Below are 17,370 nucleotides of genomic sequence, written 5' to 3'. Positions count from 1 at the left end.
ATGAAGAATATAATAAAAAATAAAACAATTTACATTCTGGGTATGCTGTTGGTACTTTTTGGATGTACAAATGATCTTAATATTGATGCTAAAGACCCTAATGTACTTTTGGTTGATGATTTCTATTCTACTCCGGAATCTTATAAAGAAGGATTGGCGGGAGTTTATGGGAACTTGTCTTTAACAGGAGCATCAGGACCGGGTAGTTCTAATATATCAGGTTTAGATGCGGGAACAAGTCAATATGGAAGAGGTTTTTGGAATTTACAGGAATTAACTACTGATGAGGTTAAATGGTCCTGGGAAAATGATCCGGGTCTAAGAGGCTTAAATCGCAATACATGGACTTCAGATAATGTGGTTATTAGAGGTTTTTTCGGAAGATGCATGACAGAGGTTGCTTTTGTCAATGAGTATCTTCGTCAAACATCTGACGCTAAGTTGAATAGTAGAGGGGTTAGTGCCGAATTGCGTAACGAAATTAAAACCTATAGAGCCGAAGCTCGATTTTTAAGAGCATTAGCTTATTACCATTTAATGGATTTGTTTGGTAAAGCGGGCTTTGTTACCGAGAATGATCCGGTAGGAGCTTATCAATCGCCAGAATATAGTCGTCCTGAGTTATTTGAATTTATAGAATCAGAATTGACAGCGATAATCCCGGATTTGAAAAACCCACTTCAAAATGAATATGCCAGAGCCGATAAAGCTGCTGCCTGGATGTTACTGGCTAAAATTTATTTGAATGCAGAAGTTTTCATTGGAGAGAAAAAATACGATCAGTGTCTTAGTTATTGTAAAGATATTATCAATGCAGGATTTTCATTAAACCCGTTATATGCAAACAATTTCAAGGCAGATAACCATACCGGTGCTGCCAGAAACGAAATTATATTCCCTATTGTTTCTGATGGAGTGGTAACTCAAAATTATGGTCCGACTACTGTAATGGTTAATGCTCAGGTAGGATCTTTAGAACAAAACGGAGCTGATTTTGGAGTTGCAGGATGGGCAGGAGGATTGAGAGTAACGAAACAGTTTTCCCAAACCATGCTAAATGGAGACTATGACAATGATAACAGAAATACCATTATCAGTAAAGACAGAACCATTGAAATGACCAGTATGGACAATTATGGAACCGGATATGTTACGGCAAAATGGTCTAATAAAACATCTACAGGGGCAAACGGTTCAGCAACTGAAATTGTAGATACCGATTTTCCTATGTTTAGATTGGCTGATGTTTATTTAATGTATGCCGAAGCAGTTCTTAGAGGAGGCACTGGAGGTTCGTTGACAACAGCAAAAGATTATATTAATCTATTGCGTAGCAGAGCAAATAATACAAAATTGATAACTGTTAGTAACCTCAATTTAGATTTAATTCTGAATGAGCGAATGGTAGAACTCTATGGTGAAGCTCACAGAAGACAGGATTTAATTCGTTTTGGAAAATTTACCGGAGGAACATACAACTGGTCTTGGAAAGGGAGTGTGGTTAGTGGTATTGCAATTAGCGATATATACAAGGTATTTCCAATTCCCAGAGCAAGCATCGCTGCTAATCCAAATCTTAAACAGAACACAGGTTATTAAAAAATAGATAAAAAAATTAAAGATATATACAATGAAAAAACTAATCATACTATTCATAGCATTTATAACATTAGTAAGTTTAAATGCTTGTTCAGACGATAATTCACCCGTTTTTGTTGCAAAACCAGATGTTGATGGTATAGCATTTACTAACTCTTTTTCGGCTAATTATTTATTGTCAAAATCTACAAAAGAAAATGTGGCAGATCGATTTATTTGGGAGTCGGCAGATTTTGGAGTTCCAACAAATATCTCGTATGAGCTTCAAGGTTCTATTCATGAAAGTTTTACCACTTTTAAAGTTATTGGTGCTACAAGCGAAAATAATTTGGCTGTTACCGTTGCTAAGTTGTTAGAATTTGCTGAAGATTTAAAACTTGATGATGACCCATTAACGACAAATACAGATGGTTCGGCAAATAATACCGGTCAGGTGTATTTTAGAGTAAAAGCTACTGCTGGTACTACAGGTGCTAATGAAACCTTCTCGGTAATACAGCCAATTAGTATTAAATGGATCGAAACTGTTGCCACAGGAAATACTTGTCCATCACTTTTTGCAGTTGGAGCAGCCTTGACTGATATAGGTTGGAATTTTAAAACTACCGGTGAAATGAAATGTGAAAATAATGTTTTACAGGCAAAAGTTAGGTTAACTACCGGTAATTTTAGATTTTTTCAGGAATCAGGAAATTGGTCATCCGATTTAAAATACGCCTACTACAAAGCACAGGGCTATACAATTGACGCTAAATTAGAAGATGCTTTAGATAATGAAAACTTTAAATTTGTTGGAACTCCGGGGATTTACACAATCACTATTGATAATACTAAAAAGACAATTGTATTAACAGCATCCAGCTCTCTTTGGGCAGTAGGAGGGGCTGTACCTGGTGGCTGGAATTTTAATGCAGTTAGTACTATCGAATTTGTTGAGGCTACGCCAAATATCTGGTCTGCATCTATTACATTATCAAATGATGTTTTCCGATTTTTTCACGCTTTTAATACTTGGGATACTAAAAATAACTATGCTTATTATAAAGATGCTGGTTTTAAAATCAACGCTAATTTAGTAAGTGACGGAAGTGGTGATGCCAATTTTAAATTTACAGGTACACCGGGAACTTATAAATTAACGATTAATGGAGTTGATAAAACAATTACTTTAGAATAAATTTGACGACCGATGAAAAAAACAATGAAATTTTATATCAAGACATTTGTAGCATTAGTTTGTTTTAATTTAGCATCTTGTCAGAATGATGCTGGAAGTACAGAAAAAGATCCTGTAGTAACTGAACCAATTACCGAAAATGGTTCTTTTTCAAAAGGAGCCGATGTGGGTTGGTTGTCACAAATGGAAGCAACAGGCTATCAATTTTATGATGTTGATGGAAGCAAAAAAGATTGTCTGCAATTATTGAAAGACCGCGGAATAAATACCATAAGATTACGTGTTTGGGTAAATCCTTCCAATCATAAAATAGACGGACATTGTAGTCCGGCCGAAACCGTTACGATGGCTGTTCGTGCTCAAAAATTAGGAATGCGCATCATGATTGATTTTCATTACAGTGATACTTGGGCCGATCCCGGAAAACAAGCTAAACCCGCTGCCTGGGCAAATCATTCTTTTACGGAACTATTAAATGATGTCTATAAACATACTTTTGATGTTTTGACTTCACTAAAAACGGCTGGAGTAACACCAGAATGGGTGCAGGTGGGCAATGAAATTCCTGATGGTATGTTGTGGCCGGAAGGGAAATCAGCTAATTTTGGTCAGCTTGCACAGCTTTTGAACAAAGGTTATGAGGCTACAAAAGCCGTCAATCCGTCAATCAAGGTAATTGTTCATATTGATAAAGGAAACGATAATGGAAGATTCAGATGGTTTTTTGATAATACCAAAGCAAATAATGTAAAGTATGATGTAATTGGGATGTCCTATTACCCATATTGGATAAATAGTGACTATAAAGTGACTATTTCCGACTTGCAAAATAATCTAAATGATATGGTTTCCAGATACGGAAAAGAAGTCATGGTTGTGGAAGTTGGCGGTGATTATACTTTGGAACAAAATACTCATGACATGATAGCTGCCGTTATTAAGGCGGTTAAAGCTGTGCCAAATAATAAAGGTTTAGGTGTGATTTATTGGGAACCTGAAGGAGAAAAATCCTGGAGTGGTTACCAATTAAACGCTTGGAGAGCTGATGGAAAACCATCAAAGGCATTAGATGCATTTAAAGAATAATTTATTGATAGAATAGCTTAATAAAGTTACATTGAAAAAAGATAAAAATCTTTTCGTATCATAATATTAAATAATTAGACAGATTGATAATGAATAAATTGATAAATATTCTAATTGTATTTTTAACAATTACACAAATTTCCCTTGCTCAGCTACGAACAGTTAGAGAATTAGACTCGAACTGGAAGTTTCAAAAAGGAGATTTCGAAAATGCTCCCCAAACCAATTTTAATGATTCAAAATGGGAAAAAGTGAGCGTGCCTCATGATTGGGCAATTTACGGTCCTTTCGATAAAGAAATAGACAAACAGAGCGTAGCCATTGTTCAGAATGGTGAAAAAGTGGCTTCTGAAAAAACAGGAAGAACAGGTGCTTTACCTCATATTGGGACGGCCTGGTACAGAAATAAATTTACGATTTCGGCTGCCGAGAAAGGAAAAAAAGTGATTCTGCTTTTTGAAGGTGCCATGAGCGAACCACAGATTTATTTAAACGGTAAAAAGGTGGGCGAATGGGCTTATGGTTACAGCTATTTTTATTTTGATATCACTGATTTCATTTCAGCAGGAGAGAATACCCTGGCGGTAAAGTTAACCAACAAAGAATTTGCTTCCCGTTGGTATCCGGGTGCCGGTTTGTACAGAAAAGTAAGCCTTATCATTAAAAATAAGGAAAGCATTGATCAGTGGGGAACTACTATTACAACGCCTTTTATTAGCAAGGAGGTTGCTAAAGTAAACGTTAAAACAAAGGCTACAGGTGAAAAGGGCTATTTAGTGACTACCATTTTTGATGCCAATGGACAAAAACTAAGTTCAGATAAGGCAACAACAAAATTTGGGAATGAATTCGATCAAAATATCAAGGTTGATAATCCCAAGTTGTGGAGTCCGGAAAGTCCTTATTTGTATAAAGCCGTTTCGCAATGGTTTGTTGGAGATCAGTTAAAAGATGAGGTGACTACCCGTTTTGGAATTCGTGACATAAAATATGAAGCTAATAAAGGATTTAGTTTAAATGGCGAAGTACGAAAGTTTAAAGGAGTTTGCCTGCACCACGATTTAGGACCTTTGGGAACAGCAATAAATGTGGCAGCCTTACGTCGTCAATTGACTATTTTAAAGGATATGGGTTGTAATGCCATTAGAAGTTCCCACAACATGCCATCATTGGAGCAATTAGAATTGTGTGACGAAATGGGATTTATGTTCCTAGCTGAAAGTTTTGACGAATGGGCAAAGCCAAAAGTTAAGAATGGATACAACCGCTTTTTTGAAGCGTATGCCGAGAAAGATTTGGTTAATTTAATTCATGCCACCAGAAATCACCCTTCTATTGTAATGTGGAGTTCCGGAAATGAAGTTCCTGATCAATGGGGAGAAGCCGGAGTAAAACGTGCCAAATGGTTACAGGAAATTTTCCACCGTGAAGATCCGACTAGACCGGTTACAGTAGGTATGGATCAGGTTAAGGCTACTATGGAGTCCGGTTTTGGAGCTTTGTTAGATGTTCCGGGCTTAAATTATCGAGTGCATTTGTATGAAGAGGCATTTAAGAAATTCCCACAAGGATTTATTTTAGGTTCTGAAACGGCTTCTACCGTAAGTTCAAGAGGGATTTATAAATTTCCTGTGGTAAAAGAAAAAAATAAACAATACCCAGACTTCCAGAGTTCATCTTATGATTTGGAAGCCTGTAGTTGGTCTAATGTGCCTGATGAGGATTTTGTGTTGCAAGATGATAAGCCATGGGTTATAGGCGAATTTGTCTGGACAGGTTTTGATTATTTAGGAGAGCCTACTCCTTATGATGAGAAATGGCCATCCCGTAGTTCTTATTTTGGTATTAGTGATTTGGCAGGTTTGCCTAAAGACCGATTCTATTTGTACAGAAGCCGTTGGAATACCGAAAAAGAAACCTTACACATTTTACCGCATTGGAATTGGGAAGGACGTGAAGGTCAGGTGACACCGGTATTTGTTTACACCAATTATGATAGCGCTGAGCTTTTTGTAAATGGAAAAAGTATGGGAATTCAAAAAAAGAATAACACAACACCACAAAACAGATACCGTTTAATGTGGATGGATGTGAAGTACGAACCGGGAACAGTGAAAGTAGTTGCCTTTGATAAAAATGGAAAAGCGGTTGCCGAAGAGGAAATTCATACCGCTGGAAAAGGATACCAAATTGTATTGGATGCTGATAGAAAAACCATAAAAGCAGACGGAAAAGATTTATCTTATGTTACTGTTTCGGTAGTAGATAAAAATGGAGTGCCATGTCCTACACTTACTAATCAATTACAATTTAAAGTAAAAGGAAAAGGAAAGTATAAAGCAGCTTGTAATGGCGATGCAACTTCGTTAGAACAATTTCATTTGCCAACAATGAAACTATTTAGCGGGAAATTAGTGGTTACAGTACAATCTCTAAAAGAAGCCGGAACTATGGAATTAACCGTTAGTGGAAAAGGTTTAAAAACTGCAACATTAAGTATTAGCACTACTAATTAAGCATTACTAATAAAAACACCAAGCCCTCTTTTCAGAAATGGAAAGAGGGCTTTTTTGTTGCCGAATTTCTAAATGAATACTCCAATTTTTGTTATCAAAATAGCTTGTTTTCTTCCGGATATAAATTTTAACAATAAAGTATCGAAAAGAGTGGTATGCTTATTGGTCATAAATCAATTAATTTTAAATACATTTGTAGGACAATCGATTACATTCGTCATTAAATTCAAAAAATAACATCTAAAAAAATAAGAATGAGAAAAAAATCAAGAAATTTACTTTTTGCTGCTTTTGTTATTATGCTTTCGGGCTTTTCGCAAAACAGCGTAGCACAAAATGCAAATTACGAAGGAATTGAATTTAAAATGGCAATAGTCAAAGAACCGGTTATACCCAATAATTCCGTAAATATCAAAGATTTTGGTGCTGTAAGTGGTGGTGATGTTTTAAATTCAGAAGCTTTTGCTAAAGCTATTGATGCTGTTTCTAAAAAAGGCGGTGGAAAAGTGATTATTCCTCCGGGAATCTGGTTAACGGGTCCTATTATTTTAAAAAGCAATCTGGAATTGCATGCACAAGCAGGAGCATTGATCAAATTTTCACCTGACAAAAGTTTGTATCCATTAGTAGAAACCAGTTTTGAAGGATTAAATACCTGGCGTTGTATTTCGCCACTTTATGGTAAGAATTTAGAAAACGTTGCTTTTACCGGAAAAGGAGTCTGGGATGGTTCAGGCGAAGTGTGGAGACAGGTTAAAAAAAGCAAGATGACAGAAAGTCAATGGAAAAAAGTTATTGCTTCAGGTGGTGTGCTTAATGCATCTAAAACCAGCTGGTATCCATCGGAAGTTTTTATGAATGCTTCTGAAGGTGCAGATCAAAATGTACGTTTGGACTTGAAAACCAAAGAAGATTTCGAAAAAATTCATGATTTTCTTCGTCCGGTATTGGTAAGCATTCAAAACAGTAAAAGAGTATTATTTGATGGGCCTGTGTTCCAAAATTCACCTGCCTGGAACATTCATCCGTTAATGATTGAAGATTTGATTGTTCGAAATGTATCTGTTCGTAATCCTTGGTTTTCTCAAAACGGCGACGGTCTTGATGTAGAATCCTGTAAAAATGTATTGGTAGAAAACTCCAGTTTTGATGTAGGTGACGATGCTATTTGTATTAAATCAGGAAAAGACAAAGACGGACGCGACAGAGGAATTCCATGTGAAAATCTGATTATTAGAAACAATATTGTGTATCACGGTCATGGTGGAGTTACTGTAGGCAGCGAAATGTCCGGTGGGGTAAAAAACATGCATGTGTCTAACTGTACTTTCATGGGAACTGATGTGGGATTGCGTTTTAAAAGTAATCGTGGTCGCGGAGGAGTTGTTGAAAACATCTTTATTTCGGATATTTTCATGACCAATATTCCTTCTCAAGCTATTTCTTTCAATTTGTATTATGGCGGAAAATCAATTGCCGAAACGCTGGAAGAAGGTGGAACTCCAGTAGAGAATAAAATGATTCCTGTTGATGAAAAAACGCCACAGTTTAAGAATATTTCGATGAAAAACATCACTATTGCAGGAGCTAATCAAGCCGTTTTTTTACAAGGTTTGCCTGAAATGAATCTGGAAAATATTGAAATTTCTAACTTGAAAGTAAAGGCAGACAAAGGGTTTACTATTATTGATGCCAAAGGAATTAAAATTACAAATGCAGCTATAGATTTAAAAGACACCGCCGTATTTGATATCTATAATGCTAAAAATTTGTCGCTTAAAAATGTGGAATTCAATTCGACTTCTCCAAAAGCGGTTACTATCAATGGAGCAGCTTCTGAGAATATCGATTTAACAACTTCTGATTTGTCTAAGAAAACGTTTATCGGAGCAAAAGTTCCTAAAAAAGCAGTAAAATTTTAAATATAAATTAAAATATCCGAAATCTCCAAAGTCAGCTGATTTTGGAGATTTTTTTATCCCGGAAAATTCCTCAGAAAACCTTTTTATTCCTTCTAAATCTTAAAGAATGAAAATAACTTCGGTATGTACAGCTTTGCTTTGTCTGATTTTTTCTTTTGTTTCGAAAGCTCAAAATACAAATCCTTTTTCGAATAAAAAGACTGAATGGCTGGTTGCCTCTTTGCTTCAAAACAAAACTGAGGAAACCACAATTTTAGGAAACCCAACAATGGTTTTATCTCCTTACGGAAATGCAGTTGCTTTTAATGGAATTGACGATGCCTTGTTTTTAAAAGAAATGCCATTAAAAGGTTTAAAATCCTTTACTGTCGAAATGATTTTTAAACCCGAAAGCAATGGCATTTTTGAACAACGCATTTTGCAAATAGGCGAAAGTACAGGCGACCGAATGTTGTTAGAGATTCGTGTGCTGGATAACAATTGGTATTTTGATAGTTTTGTGGCTTCCAAAGGAGTGAAATTGGCTTTGGCAACCGAAGAATTATTGCATCCTTTAGGCCAATGGTATCATGTGGCTTTTGTGGTTACACCCAATAGTCTGACCACTTATGTCAATGGAAAACAGGAATTGCATAAAGAATATGCGTTTCATCCTATTGAACAAGGACAAACTTCTATCGGGGTGCGAATGAATAAAGTCACCTGGTTTAAAGGAGCTATTTATAAAATCCAAATTTCGCCCGAAGTGCTTAAACCAAATCAGTTTTTAAAACTCTAAGTTATAACCAACCTTAAAATGATAGCAACTATGACCACTAAAAAAAGAAATTATTTGGTATTTCTGATGGTATTTGTGTTATCGAATAGTATTATAAATGCCCAAACCAAAAAAGATGCTGATGTTATTTCTACAAAACCATTTGGCGACAGCGAAAGACATTGGTACGGAATAAAAGATCCGACTAATTTAGTCGATCCGGTTCCTAATCAGCCTAAATATCCCGAATCCGATTACACTAAAATTGCCGATAATATGATTCTTTTTCAGCGTGCTAATGGCGGCTGGCCTAAGAATTATGATATGAAAGCGATTCTTACACCGGAACAAGCTGAAAAAGTAGCATCAACCAAAGCTATTTTACATACTACTTTTGACAACGAAACCACTTATACCCATGTGTATTATTTAGCTCAGGTATATACAGCCACTAAAATTGAAAAGTACAAGGAAGCCTGTCAAAAAGGAATTCAGTTTATCCTTGATGCGCAATATGCTAATGGTGGCTGGCCACAATATTTCCCATTGGAAAAAAATTACAGCCGTCATATTACTTTAAATGATGGAGCGTATATGGGAATTATGAATTTATTAGACAAAATAGTCCATAACAATCCTAATTTTACTTTCTTAGATGAAACGTTTAAGTCGAAAGTGCTACAGTCATACAATAAAGGACTGGATTGTATTTTAAACATGCAAATTAAGGATAATGGCCGACTTACCGCCTGGTGTCAACAACACGATGAGGTAACTTTAGCTCCTGCATGGGCTCGAAAATTTGAACCACCAAGTATTTGCAACGCCGAAAGTGTGGATGTTGTTTTGTTTTTGATGAAAATCAAAAATCCAGACGAAAGAATTATTCAATCAATACAAAGTGCTGTAAAATGGTTTGAAGATTCGAAAATTTATAACACCCGAATTGAGTCTTTTGAAATTGATGCATTTGAGTCTAAATATAAAACCGTAAAAAGAGATGTCAGAGCTGTAGCCGATCCTGCTGCGGCACCTATCTGGACGCGTTATTATGAGTTGGGTACGAATAAACCTTTGTTTTCAGACAGAAACAGTGAGTTGTTGTATTCCCTGGCTGAGGTGAGTGTAGAACGTCGCAATGGCTATGCCTGGTACACTTCCAGCCCTCAAAAAGTATTGGACAAATATCCGGATTGGCAACAGAAATATGCACCGGCTAATAATGTGTTAAAGAAATAAAAAATTTGATTTTTCGAAAAAAAAGACAGTGAGAGCTGTCTTTTTTTATGTTTTAGTTTATAGCCTTTATTGTTTTGTGTCAAATAGTGTATAATTCACACTTTATTATTATGAAACTAATAAATATTTGGTATTTTTGGTTTTCTAACCTAATCATAAACTAAGAAATGACCTTTTCAATTTTTAAATCTCCTCGATTTATTTCTCTTAAATCAATGTATTATTTTTTGCTTGTTAGTTTTTTTGTAACCAATATGCAAGCACAAACTGTTGTAACAAGCCCCGACGGAAAACTTACTGTAAATCTGGCTGTAGATAATGGAACACCTACTTATAGTGTTTCATACAACGGAAAATTGTTTTTAGAACCTTCACCTATTGGATTAAAAACCAATATAGGAGATTTTAGCACAGGCTTAGAATTAAAAGCTAATCAAGTTCAAAACAAAATTGATGAAACTTATGAATTGCCTAATATTAAGCAAAGTAAAGTTCATTATGTAGCTAATGAAACTGTATTTTCGTTTTCAAAAGACAATAAAGCAGTGATTGATATTATTTTTAGAGTGAGTAATAATGATGTGGCTTTTAAGTATAAAGTATATCCGCAAAAATCAACGGTTGCTGCAGTGGTTCAGGAAGAAGCATCTGGATTTTTATTCCCTGCGGGAACTACTTCGTTTCTTTCAGCACAAAGTAAAGCTATGGTAGGTTGGGAGAGAACGATGCCTAGTTACGAAATTCCGTATGTTGTTGATGCGCCCGTAGGTGAAAACGGAAAAGGAGAAGGTTATACTTTTCCTTGTCTTTTCAAGCTTAAAAATAATGGCTGGGTCTTGATTTCAGAAACAGGCGTTGACAGTTATTATTGCGCCAGTAGATTAATCGGTCATGAAAAAGGTTTATACACTATTGGTTTTCCTATGCAAGGCGAAAACAATGGCGTTGGTTCATCAACTCCCGGGATTAGACTTCCTGGCGAAACACCTTGGAGAACAATCACTGTTGGCGAAACTCTAGAACCTATTGTGACTACGACAGTTCCTTTTGATGTAGTAAAACCTCGTTACGAAGCTTCTCAAAAATACCAATATACTAAGGGAACCTGGAGCTGGATTATTGGTATGGAGAAAAGTATGAATTATGATGAACAACTGCGATATATTGATTTTAGTGCCGACTTGGGTTATGAAACACTTTTAGTTGATGCACTTTGGGATACTCAGGTAGGGCGAGACAAGGTAGAAGCTTTAGCAAAATATGGTGCCAGTAAAGGTGTTGGTTTGTATTTATGGTACAATTCTAATGGATATTGGAATGATGCGCCTCAAACGCCTAGAGGAAAAATGGATAATAGTATTGTCCGACGTAAAGAAATGGCTTGGATGAAAAGTATTGGTATTAAAGGTATCAAAGTGGACTTTTTTGGAGGTGACAAACAAGAAACCATGAAGTTATATGAAGATATTTTATTCGATGCTAATGATTACGGAATTATGGTTATTTTTCACGGAACGACTTTGCCACGAGGATGGGAAAGAATGTTTCCTAATTATGCTTCCAGCGAAGCGGTACTGGCAAGTGAGAATCTTTTCTTTACTCAGGAAAGCAATAATTTAGAGGCTTTTAGTGCTACTTTACACTGTTTTATCCGTAATACAGTAGGAAGCATGGATTTTGGAGGAAGTGCTTTGAACAAATTTTACAACGATAAAAACACGCCAGATAAAGGTTCTAAACGACTAACTTCTGATGTTTATGCTTTGGCTACTGCCGTTTTGTTTCAAAGTGGAGTTCAGCATTTTGCTTTGGCACCAAACAATTTAACCGATGCTCCGCAATGGGCAATCAATTTTATGAAAACAGTGCCTACCACCTGGGATGAAGTTAAATTTATTGATGGTTATCCTGGAAAATACGCTGTATTAGCCCGTCGTCATGGAGATAAATGGTATGTGGCAGGAATCAATGCTCAGAAAGAAACACTAAAAATTAAGGTAAAATTGCCAATGATTGCTGCGGGAACTGAATTGAAATATTACAGCGATGATGCACAATTAAACGGAAAATTAAGCACCACAAAACTAAAAAAGAATCAGGAAATCGAACTGACAATTCCTTGCAACGGAGCTGTGGTTTTGGTGAATTAGTAATTAGCTTTTTTTTCAGAACATAATTTAGGGTTGTAAGAATGCGATGTAAGTTGCATTCTTACAACCTTTTTTGTTTAGGAACACCAAAGGCTGTTTATAATTTCAAAAAAGTAATGCGTTATTTACAAAAATATTCTTTATATTAGCGGGAGACTTCTCAAGTGCCCCAAAACTTAACAGAAGCTACAGTTCTTTTTTTGCTTTTGTATTTCGATATTTAAAAATCGAAATGTAAAAGTGTAAGTAAGAATTGTTTTTAAATTAAAAAGAATAAGGACTTTTTTCGGAAGTTTTTATTCATAACCTACTATTGTAAAACAAGAAGCATTAATAATAATGGTTATGAAAACACACGCCGTTGATTTCCAGAAAGTATTTTTATCAGCTCCGAGCTTGTTTTTAATTTTATCGACTGATTTTACCATTTTAGACTTGAATGACTCCTATGAAAAGGCAACAATGAAAAAAAGGGAGGAAATGATTGGTCGGAATTTATTCGAAGTTTTCCCTGATAATCCTAATGACAAGTCGGCCGATGGTGTGTCTAATTTATCGCAATCGCTTCATTCGGTATTGAAAGAAAAAAAACGACATGTAATGGCGGTGCAGCGTTATGATGTGCAAGGCCCTGACGGAATTTTTGAAAAGCGTTATTGGAGTCCGGTGAACATCCCGATATTGAATTCTGAAAATGAGATGGATTGTATTGTGCATCGTGTGGAAGATGTAACTGAATTTATGATTTTAAAAGGCGAACAATTAAAATCAAGAAATCAGACCAAAGATTTGCAGCAAAAAGTAGATGAAATGGAAGTTGAAATTATCAAACGTTCCAGAGAAATTCAAAAAATGAATTTAGAATTGGAACAAAAGGTAAGAGAACGAACAGAAACTTTGTTAAAAAGAGAAGCTCTGCTTGCGGAACAAAACAGAAAATTAAAAGAACAAAATAAGGAACTGGAACAATTTACCTATATCACTTCTCATGATTTACAGGAACCTTTGCGTTCATTGGTAAGTTTTACCGAATTACTCCAAAAAGAATTTGCAGGAACATTAGACGGAAACGGCAATCTCTATATTGATTTCATATCCCAGTCTTCCAGACGCATGCAGGCATTGGTCAAAGGATTATTGGATTATTCCAGAATTGGTCGAAAAAAAGAATTGGTTGAGGTTAATTGTAGCCAAATTGTAGATGAGGTACTTTCGGATATAACCCTGACGATTACAGAAAGTAAAGCCAAAATAACCGTGGGTGATTTACCTCAGATAAAAGCTTATTCAACCGAATTGAGACAGCTTTTTCAAAATCTTATCAGTAATGCTATCAAATTCAGAAAAAAAGAGGTTTTGTCCGAAATCCAAATTTTTGCTCAGGAGCAGGAAAACGATTGGCTTTTTTCGGTTCAGGATAATTCCATAGGTATTGACCCAAAAGACATGAATAAACTTTTTGTGATTTTCAAAAGATTGCATGATCGGGATGAATATGATGGGACAGGTATTGGTTTGGCGCATTGTAAAAAAATAATGGATTTGCATTGTGGGACTATTTGGGTTGATTCAAAGTTGGGCGAAGGAAGTACATTTAAATTTACAATTCCAAAATTTTAAAGAGCTATGAAAAAGAAACTCAATTGCGTATTATTGGTTGACGATGATAAAGGGACTAATTTTATTAACGAGATGATTATAAAAAAATCGGGTATAGCCGAACGAATTCAAACCGTATTAAATGGCAGGGAAGCTCTTGATTTTATTACTAATAAAGGAAAGTATGAAGCAGCGGGAAATGTGTTTCCGCAACCAATGTTAACCTTACTCGATATTAATATGCCGGTTATGGATGGTTGGGAATTTCTGGAAGCTTATCACGCATTAGAAGAACATCAGAAAGGAAAAATCATTATCGTCATGCTCACCACTTCGCTGAATCCTGATGATAAAACCAGAGCTGAAGGAATCTCCGAAGTTTCCGATTTTAAAAACAAACCACTATCGCATGAAGCCTTTGCCGATATTATTAAAACCCATTTTCCGGAGTGTTTTTAGAAATATTATTTTATTTTTGGTCAGGATTTTAGTTGTAAAATTACTTTTATATAAAAAAATAAACATGAAAAAATTATTCCCAATTCTACTATTATTAGGTTCAATTAATTTGTTTTCACAAAATTTGGTTGAGGATTTCGAAATACAGATTCAAAATAGAGGTTTGAAAAGTAATTTTAACAAAATTATTGTATTGGATTCAAGATTAGATACTACAAATGTTGGAGTAATCCAAAAAGGAGCTTTTAACAGGAAAGCTTTTTTAAAAGCAAAAGTACCATTGAATCATCAAATTGAAAATGTTTTTAAGGCTTTAATCCAAAGTGATGCAAAAGAAGGGGAATTGGTATTGAATTTAAGAGATTATAAATTTACAGAAATAACAGAAGCATTTTCTGAAACCGGATATTGTTACTTAAAGGCTGATTTGTTTGTTAAAAAAGAATCGGGATATGAAAAAATTGATTTTATAGATCGTGTTTTTGAAGTTAACGCAATGGATGTTACTAAAAAAAATATTAGAAACGGTTCTGAAAAGTTGATACAATTTATTGAAGGTAATTTAATGTCGTTCAAAATAGGAGAGGCTTATACTTTTGATGAAATAAAAAATATTAGCAATATCGAAAAACGAAAAACTCCAGTATATAATACAAATATATATGTAGATGGAATTTATAAAGATTTCGAAAGTTTTAAGAATCAGATTCCGAGCTCGAGAGAGTATAAAGTAACCAGAAATAAAAAGAATGTTATTACTAAGCTTGAAGGAGTTTCAGATGGAGTTGCGTTTAAAGTGGATACTGATTTTATTTATTGCTTAATTGATCAAGGTAAAATTTACTTGATTCAGAAGAATTTGTTTGTTCCTGTTGAATTTAAAGATGATGACTTCTACTTTAAAGGAAGGGCAAAAGTAACAGCAAAAACAGGTGATGTAGTATTAGCCAGTGCCTTTTTTGGTATCATAGGAGGTGCTTTAGCTTCTAATGCAACTTCCGAATTCCTTATGAAAATTGATCATCAGAATGGCGCAACCGTTCAGGTGACCGAATTAAAATAGATGATTTTTAAATTTATTGCTAATAATTTTACTTTTGTGATAAGTCATTTATGTATAACGAAACAGCTAATATAGTATGAAATACAAGTTTCTAAGTTTATCCGCTTTTATAATACTAAGTTTTACCACAAAAGCCCAACAGCTTTCAAAACCGATTTGGGAAAGCAAAAATCTTCGGGTACCGGAATCAGTACTTTACAGCGCAGCTGACAAAAAACTATATGTAAGTCTGATTGATGGTGCCGGGAACGTAAAAGATGGAAAAGGAGGTATTGCTGTTCTTGATACAGATGGTAGTGTGAAAAATGCAAACTGGATTGAAGGCTTAAACGCGCCTAAAGGTTTGGTACGTTTTAAGAACACGCTTTTTGTGGCAGATATCGATGCTGTGGTAAGTATTGATATTTTGACGGGAAAAATTATTGATAAAGTAGCAATTGAAAATGCTGTTTTTCTGAACGATGTAACGGTAGATGACAAAGGAGTTGTTTATGTATCTGATACGCGTACCAATAAAATCCATCGTATCAAAAATGGACAAAGCGAACTTTATTTAGAAAATGTAACCAATGCCAATGGTTTAAAATGGATTAATAAAAACCTGTATGTTTTAGCTAATACAGAACTTCTAAAAATTGATAAAAATAAAAATAGAACCATTGTTGCCAAAGGTTTTGAAAAGCCGGGAGATGGTGTGGAACAGCTTAAAAACGGAGATTTTATAGTTAGTTGTTGGGCTGGCTTGATTTATTATGTGAAAGCCAATGGTGAAATAAGTAAACTACAGGATGTACAAGGGCAAATGAACACCGCTGATTTGGGTTATAATCCAAAAGAAAATATATTGTACATCCCAACTTTTAACCATAACAGTGTAATTGCTTATAAGTTGCTGGCAGATTAAATTTTTTTAAAGAATGTAAAATAGAAAAGCCTTTGCAGTGATGTGAAGGCTTTTTGGTATAAAAGTTTAGAGCAAAAAAAAGACCATCATTTCTGATAGTCTTTTCTAAAAAAAAGCTCCTCCGCCGTGGCGGACTCGAACTGGGTTCGAAATATTTTTAAAACAAAAAATCCAGTCTAAATGAATAAACTGGATTTCTTTAAAAAAAGCTTCTCCGCCGCGGCGGACTCGAACTAAGCTGAATAAGGTTAGGTTTTAAACAAAAAAAAAGACCATCATTTCTGATAGTCTTTTCTAAAAAAAGCTCCTCCGCCGCGGCGGACTCGAACCAAGCTGAATAAGGTTAGGTTTTAAACAAAAAAAAGGCTTACATTTCTGATAGTCTTTTCTAAAAAAAAGCTCCTCCGCCGCGGCGGACTCGAACCAAGCTGAATAAGGTTAGGTTTTAAACAAAAAAAAGACCATCATTTCTGATAGTCTTTTCTAAAAAAAAAGCTCCTCCGCCGCGGCGGACTCGAACCAAGCTGAATAAGGTTAGGTTTTAAACAAAAAAAAGACCATCATTTCTGATAGTCTTTTCTAAAAAAAAAGCTCCCCCTCTTGGGCTCGAACCAAGGACCCTCTGATTAACAGTCAGATGCTCTAACCAACTGAGCTAAGGAGGAAACTGTATATTTAATATGCGTAAGGAACGTTTTAGGTGCTATTGTTAAGCTGTGTTAGCTTGTTCTTAGCGGATGCAAATATAGTAGGTTTTTTGAATGTAGCAAATAAAAGAGTTGTTAATTCGTGATAAGATTTGGAAAATTTTGAGTAAAAAAGCTTTTATGCTTTGATGGGTTAAAGTTATTGTCAGGCTGAGCTTGTCGAAGTTTTTTGGTTAAAAAAGATTATCCTTC

12 protein-coding genes and 1 tRNA gene are annotated in these 17,370 nt (G+C 35.2%); 12 read left to right on the top strand and 1 reads right to left on the bottom strand.

Features of this window, described 5'->3' with window-relative positions; genetic code table 11:
* The 12 genes from FDM27_RS04530 (at position 1) to FDM27_RS04475 (ending at position 16,471) form a co-directional block, all read left to right on the top strand.
* On the top strand, positions 1–1,599 hold the full coding sequence (locus tag FDM27_RS04530) for a RagB/SusD family nutrient uptake outer membrane protein (protein ID WP_140485368.1): 1,599 nt from the start codon (positions 1–3) through the stop codon (positions 1,597–1,599).
* Between the two features lie 31 nt (positions 1,600–1,630).
* Positions 1,631–2,776 (top strand): SusE domain-containing protein, encoded by a 1,146-nt coding sequence (locus tag FDM27_RS04525; protein WP_140485367.1) that lies wholly within the window; start codon positions 1,631–1,633, stop codon positions 2,774–2,776.
* Between the two features lie 12 nt (positions 2,777–2,788).
* On the top strand, positions 2,789–3,862 hold the full coding sequence (locus tag FDM27_RS04520) for an arabinogalactan endo-beta-1,4-galactanase (RefSeq protein ID WP_255510475.1): 1,074 nt from the start codon (positions 2,789–2,791) through the stop codon (positions 3,860–3,862).
* Positions 3,863–3,951: 89 nt separating this feature from the next.
* Positions 3,952–6,378 carry a DUF4982 domain-containing protein gene (locus FDM27_RS04515; RefSeq protein WP_140485366.1) on the top strand — a complete coding sequence of 809 codons (2,427 nt, stop codon included), beginning with the start codon at positions 3,952–3,954 and terminating at the stop codon, positions 6,376–6,378.
* Positions 6,379–6,632: 254 nt separating this feature from the next.
* The gene (locus tag FDM27_RS04510; protein ID WP_140485365.1) at positions 6,633–8,300 is read left to right on the top strand and encodes a glycoside hydrolase family 28 protein; all 1,668 of its coding nucleotides are present in this window, start codon (positions 6,633–6,635) and stop codon (positions 8,298–8,300) included.
* Between the two features lie 106 nt (positions 8,301–8,406).
* Positions 8,407–9,078, top strand: coding sequence for a LamG-like jellyroll fold domain-containing protein (locus tag FDM27_RS04505; RefSeq protein ID WP_140485364.1), 672 nt, complete (start codon positions 8,407–8,409; stop codon positions 9,076–9,078).
* A 30-nt stretch (positions 9,079–9,108) separates the two neighbouring features.
* Positions 9,109–10,296 carry a pectate lyase gene (gene pelA / locus FDM27_RS04500; RefSeq protein WP_140485363.1) on the top strand — a complete coding sequence of 396 codons (1,188 nt, stop codon included), beginning with the start codon at positions 9,109–9,111 and terminating at the stop codon, positions 10,294–10,296.
* A gap of 254 nt (positions 10,297–10,550) precedes the next feature.
* Positions 10,551–12,446 carry a glycoside hydrolase family 97 protein gene (locus FDM27_RS04495; protein WP_255510474.1) on the top strand — a complete coding sequence of 632 codons (1,896 nt, stop codon included), beginning with the start codon at positions 10,551–10,553 and terminating at the stop codon, positions 12,444–12,446.
* Between the two features lie 345 nt (positions 12,447–12,791).
* Positions 12,792–14,066, top strand: coding sequence for an ATP-binding protein (locus FDM27_RS04490; RefSeq protein WP_181161632.1), 1,275 nt, complete (start codon positions 12,792–12,794; stop codon positions 14,064–14,066).
* 6 nt (positions 14,067–14,072) lie between these two features.
* Positions 14,073–14,504 (top strand): response regulator, encoded by a 432-nt coding sequence (locus tag FDM27_RS04485; protein WP_140485360.1) that lies wholly within the window; start codon positions 14,073–14,075, stop codon positions 14,502–14,504.
* Positions 14,505–14,568: 64 nt separating this feature from the next.
* On the top strand, positions 14,569–15,567 hold the full coding sequence (locus FDM27_RS04480) for a hypothetical protein (protein WP_140485359.1): 999 nt from the start codon (positions 14,569–14,571) through the stop codon (positions 15,565–15,567).
* A 76-nt stretch (positions 15,568–15,643) separates the two neighbouring features.
* Positions 15,644–16,471, top strand: coding sequence for an ATP-binding protein (locus tag FDM27_RS04475; protein WP_140485358.1), 828 nt, complete (start codon positions 15,644–15,646; stop codon positions 16,469–16,471).
* 591 nt (positions 16,472–17,062) lie between these two features.
* Here FDM27_RS04475 and FDM27_RS04470 read toward each other — a convergent pair.
* A tRNA-Asn gene (locus FDM27_RS04470) sits at positions 17,063–17,136 on the bottom strand.
* Between the last annotated feature and the right edge of the window lie 234 nt (positions 17,137–17,370).

This window comes from Flavobacterium sp. GSA192, from assembly GCF_006386525.1.
Taxonomy (GTDB): domain Bacteria; phylum Bacteroidota; class Bacteroidia; order Flavobacteriales; family Flavobacteriaceae; genus Flavobacterium; species Flavobacterium commune.
The sequence above is the reverse complement of the archived record's forward strand: the minus strand, read 5'-3'. Positions and strand labels throughout refer to the sequence as shown.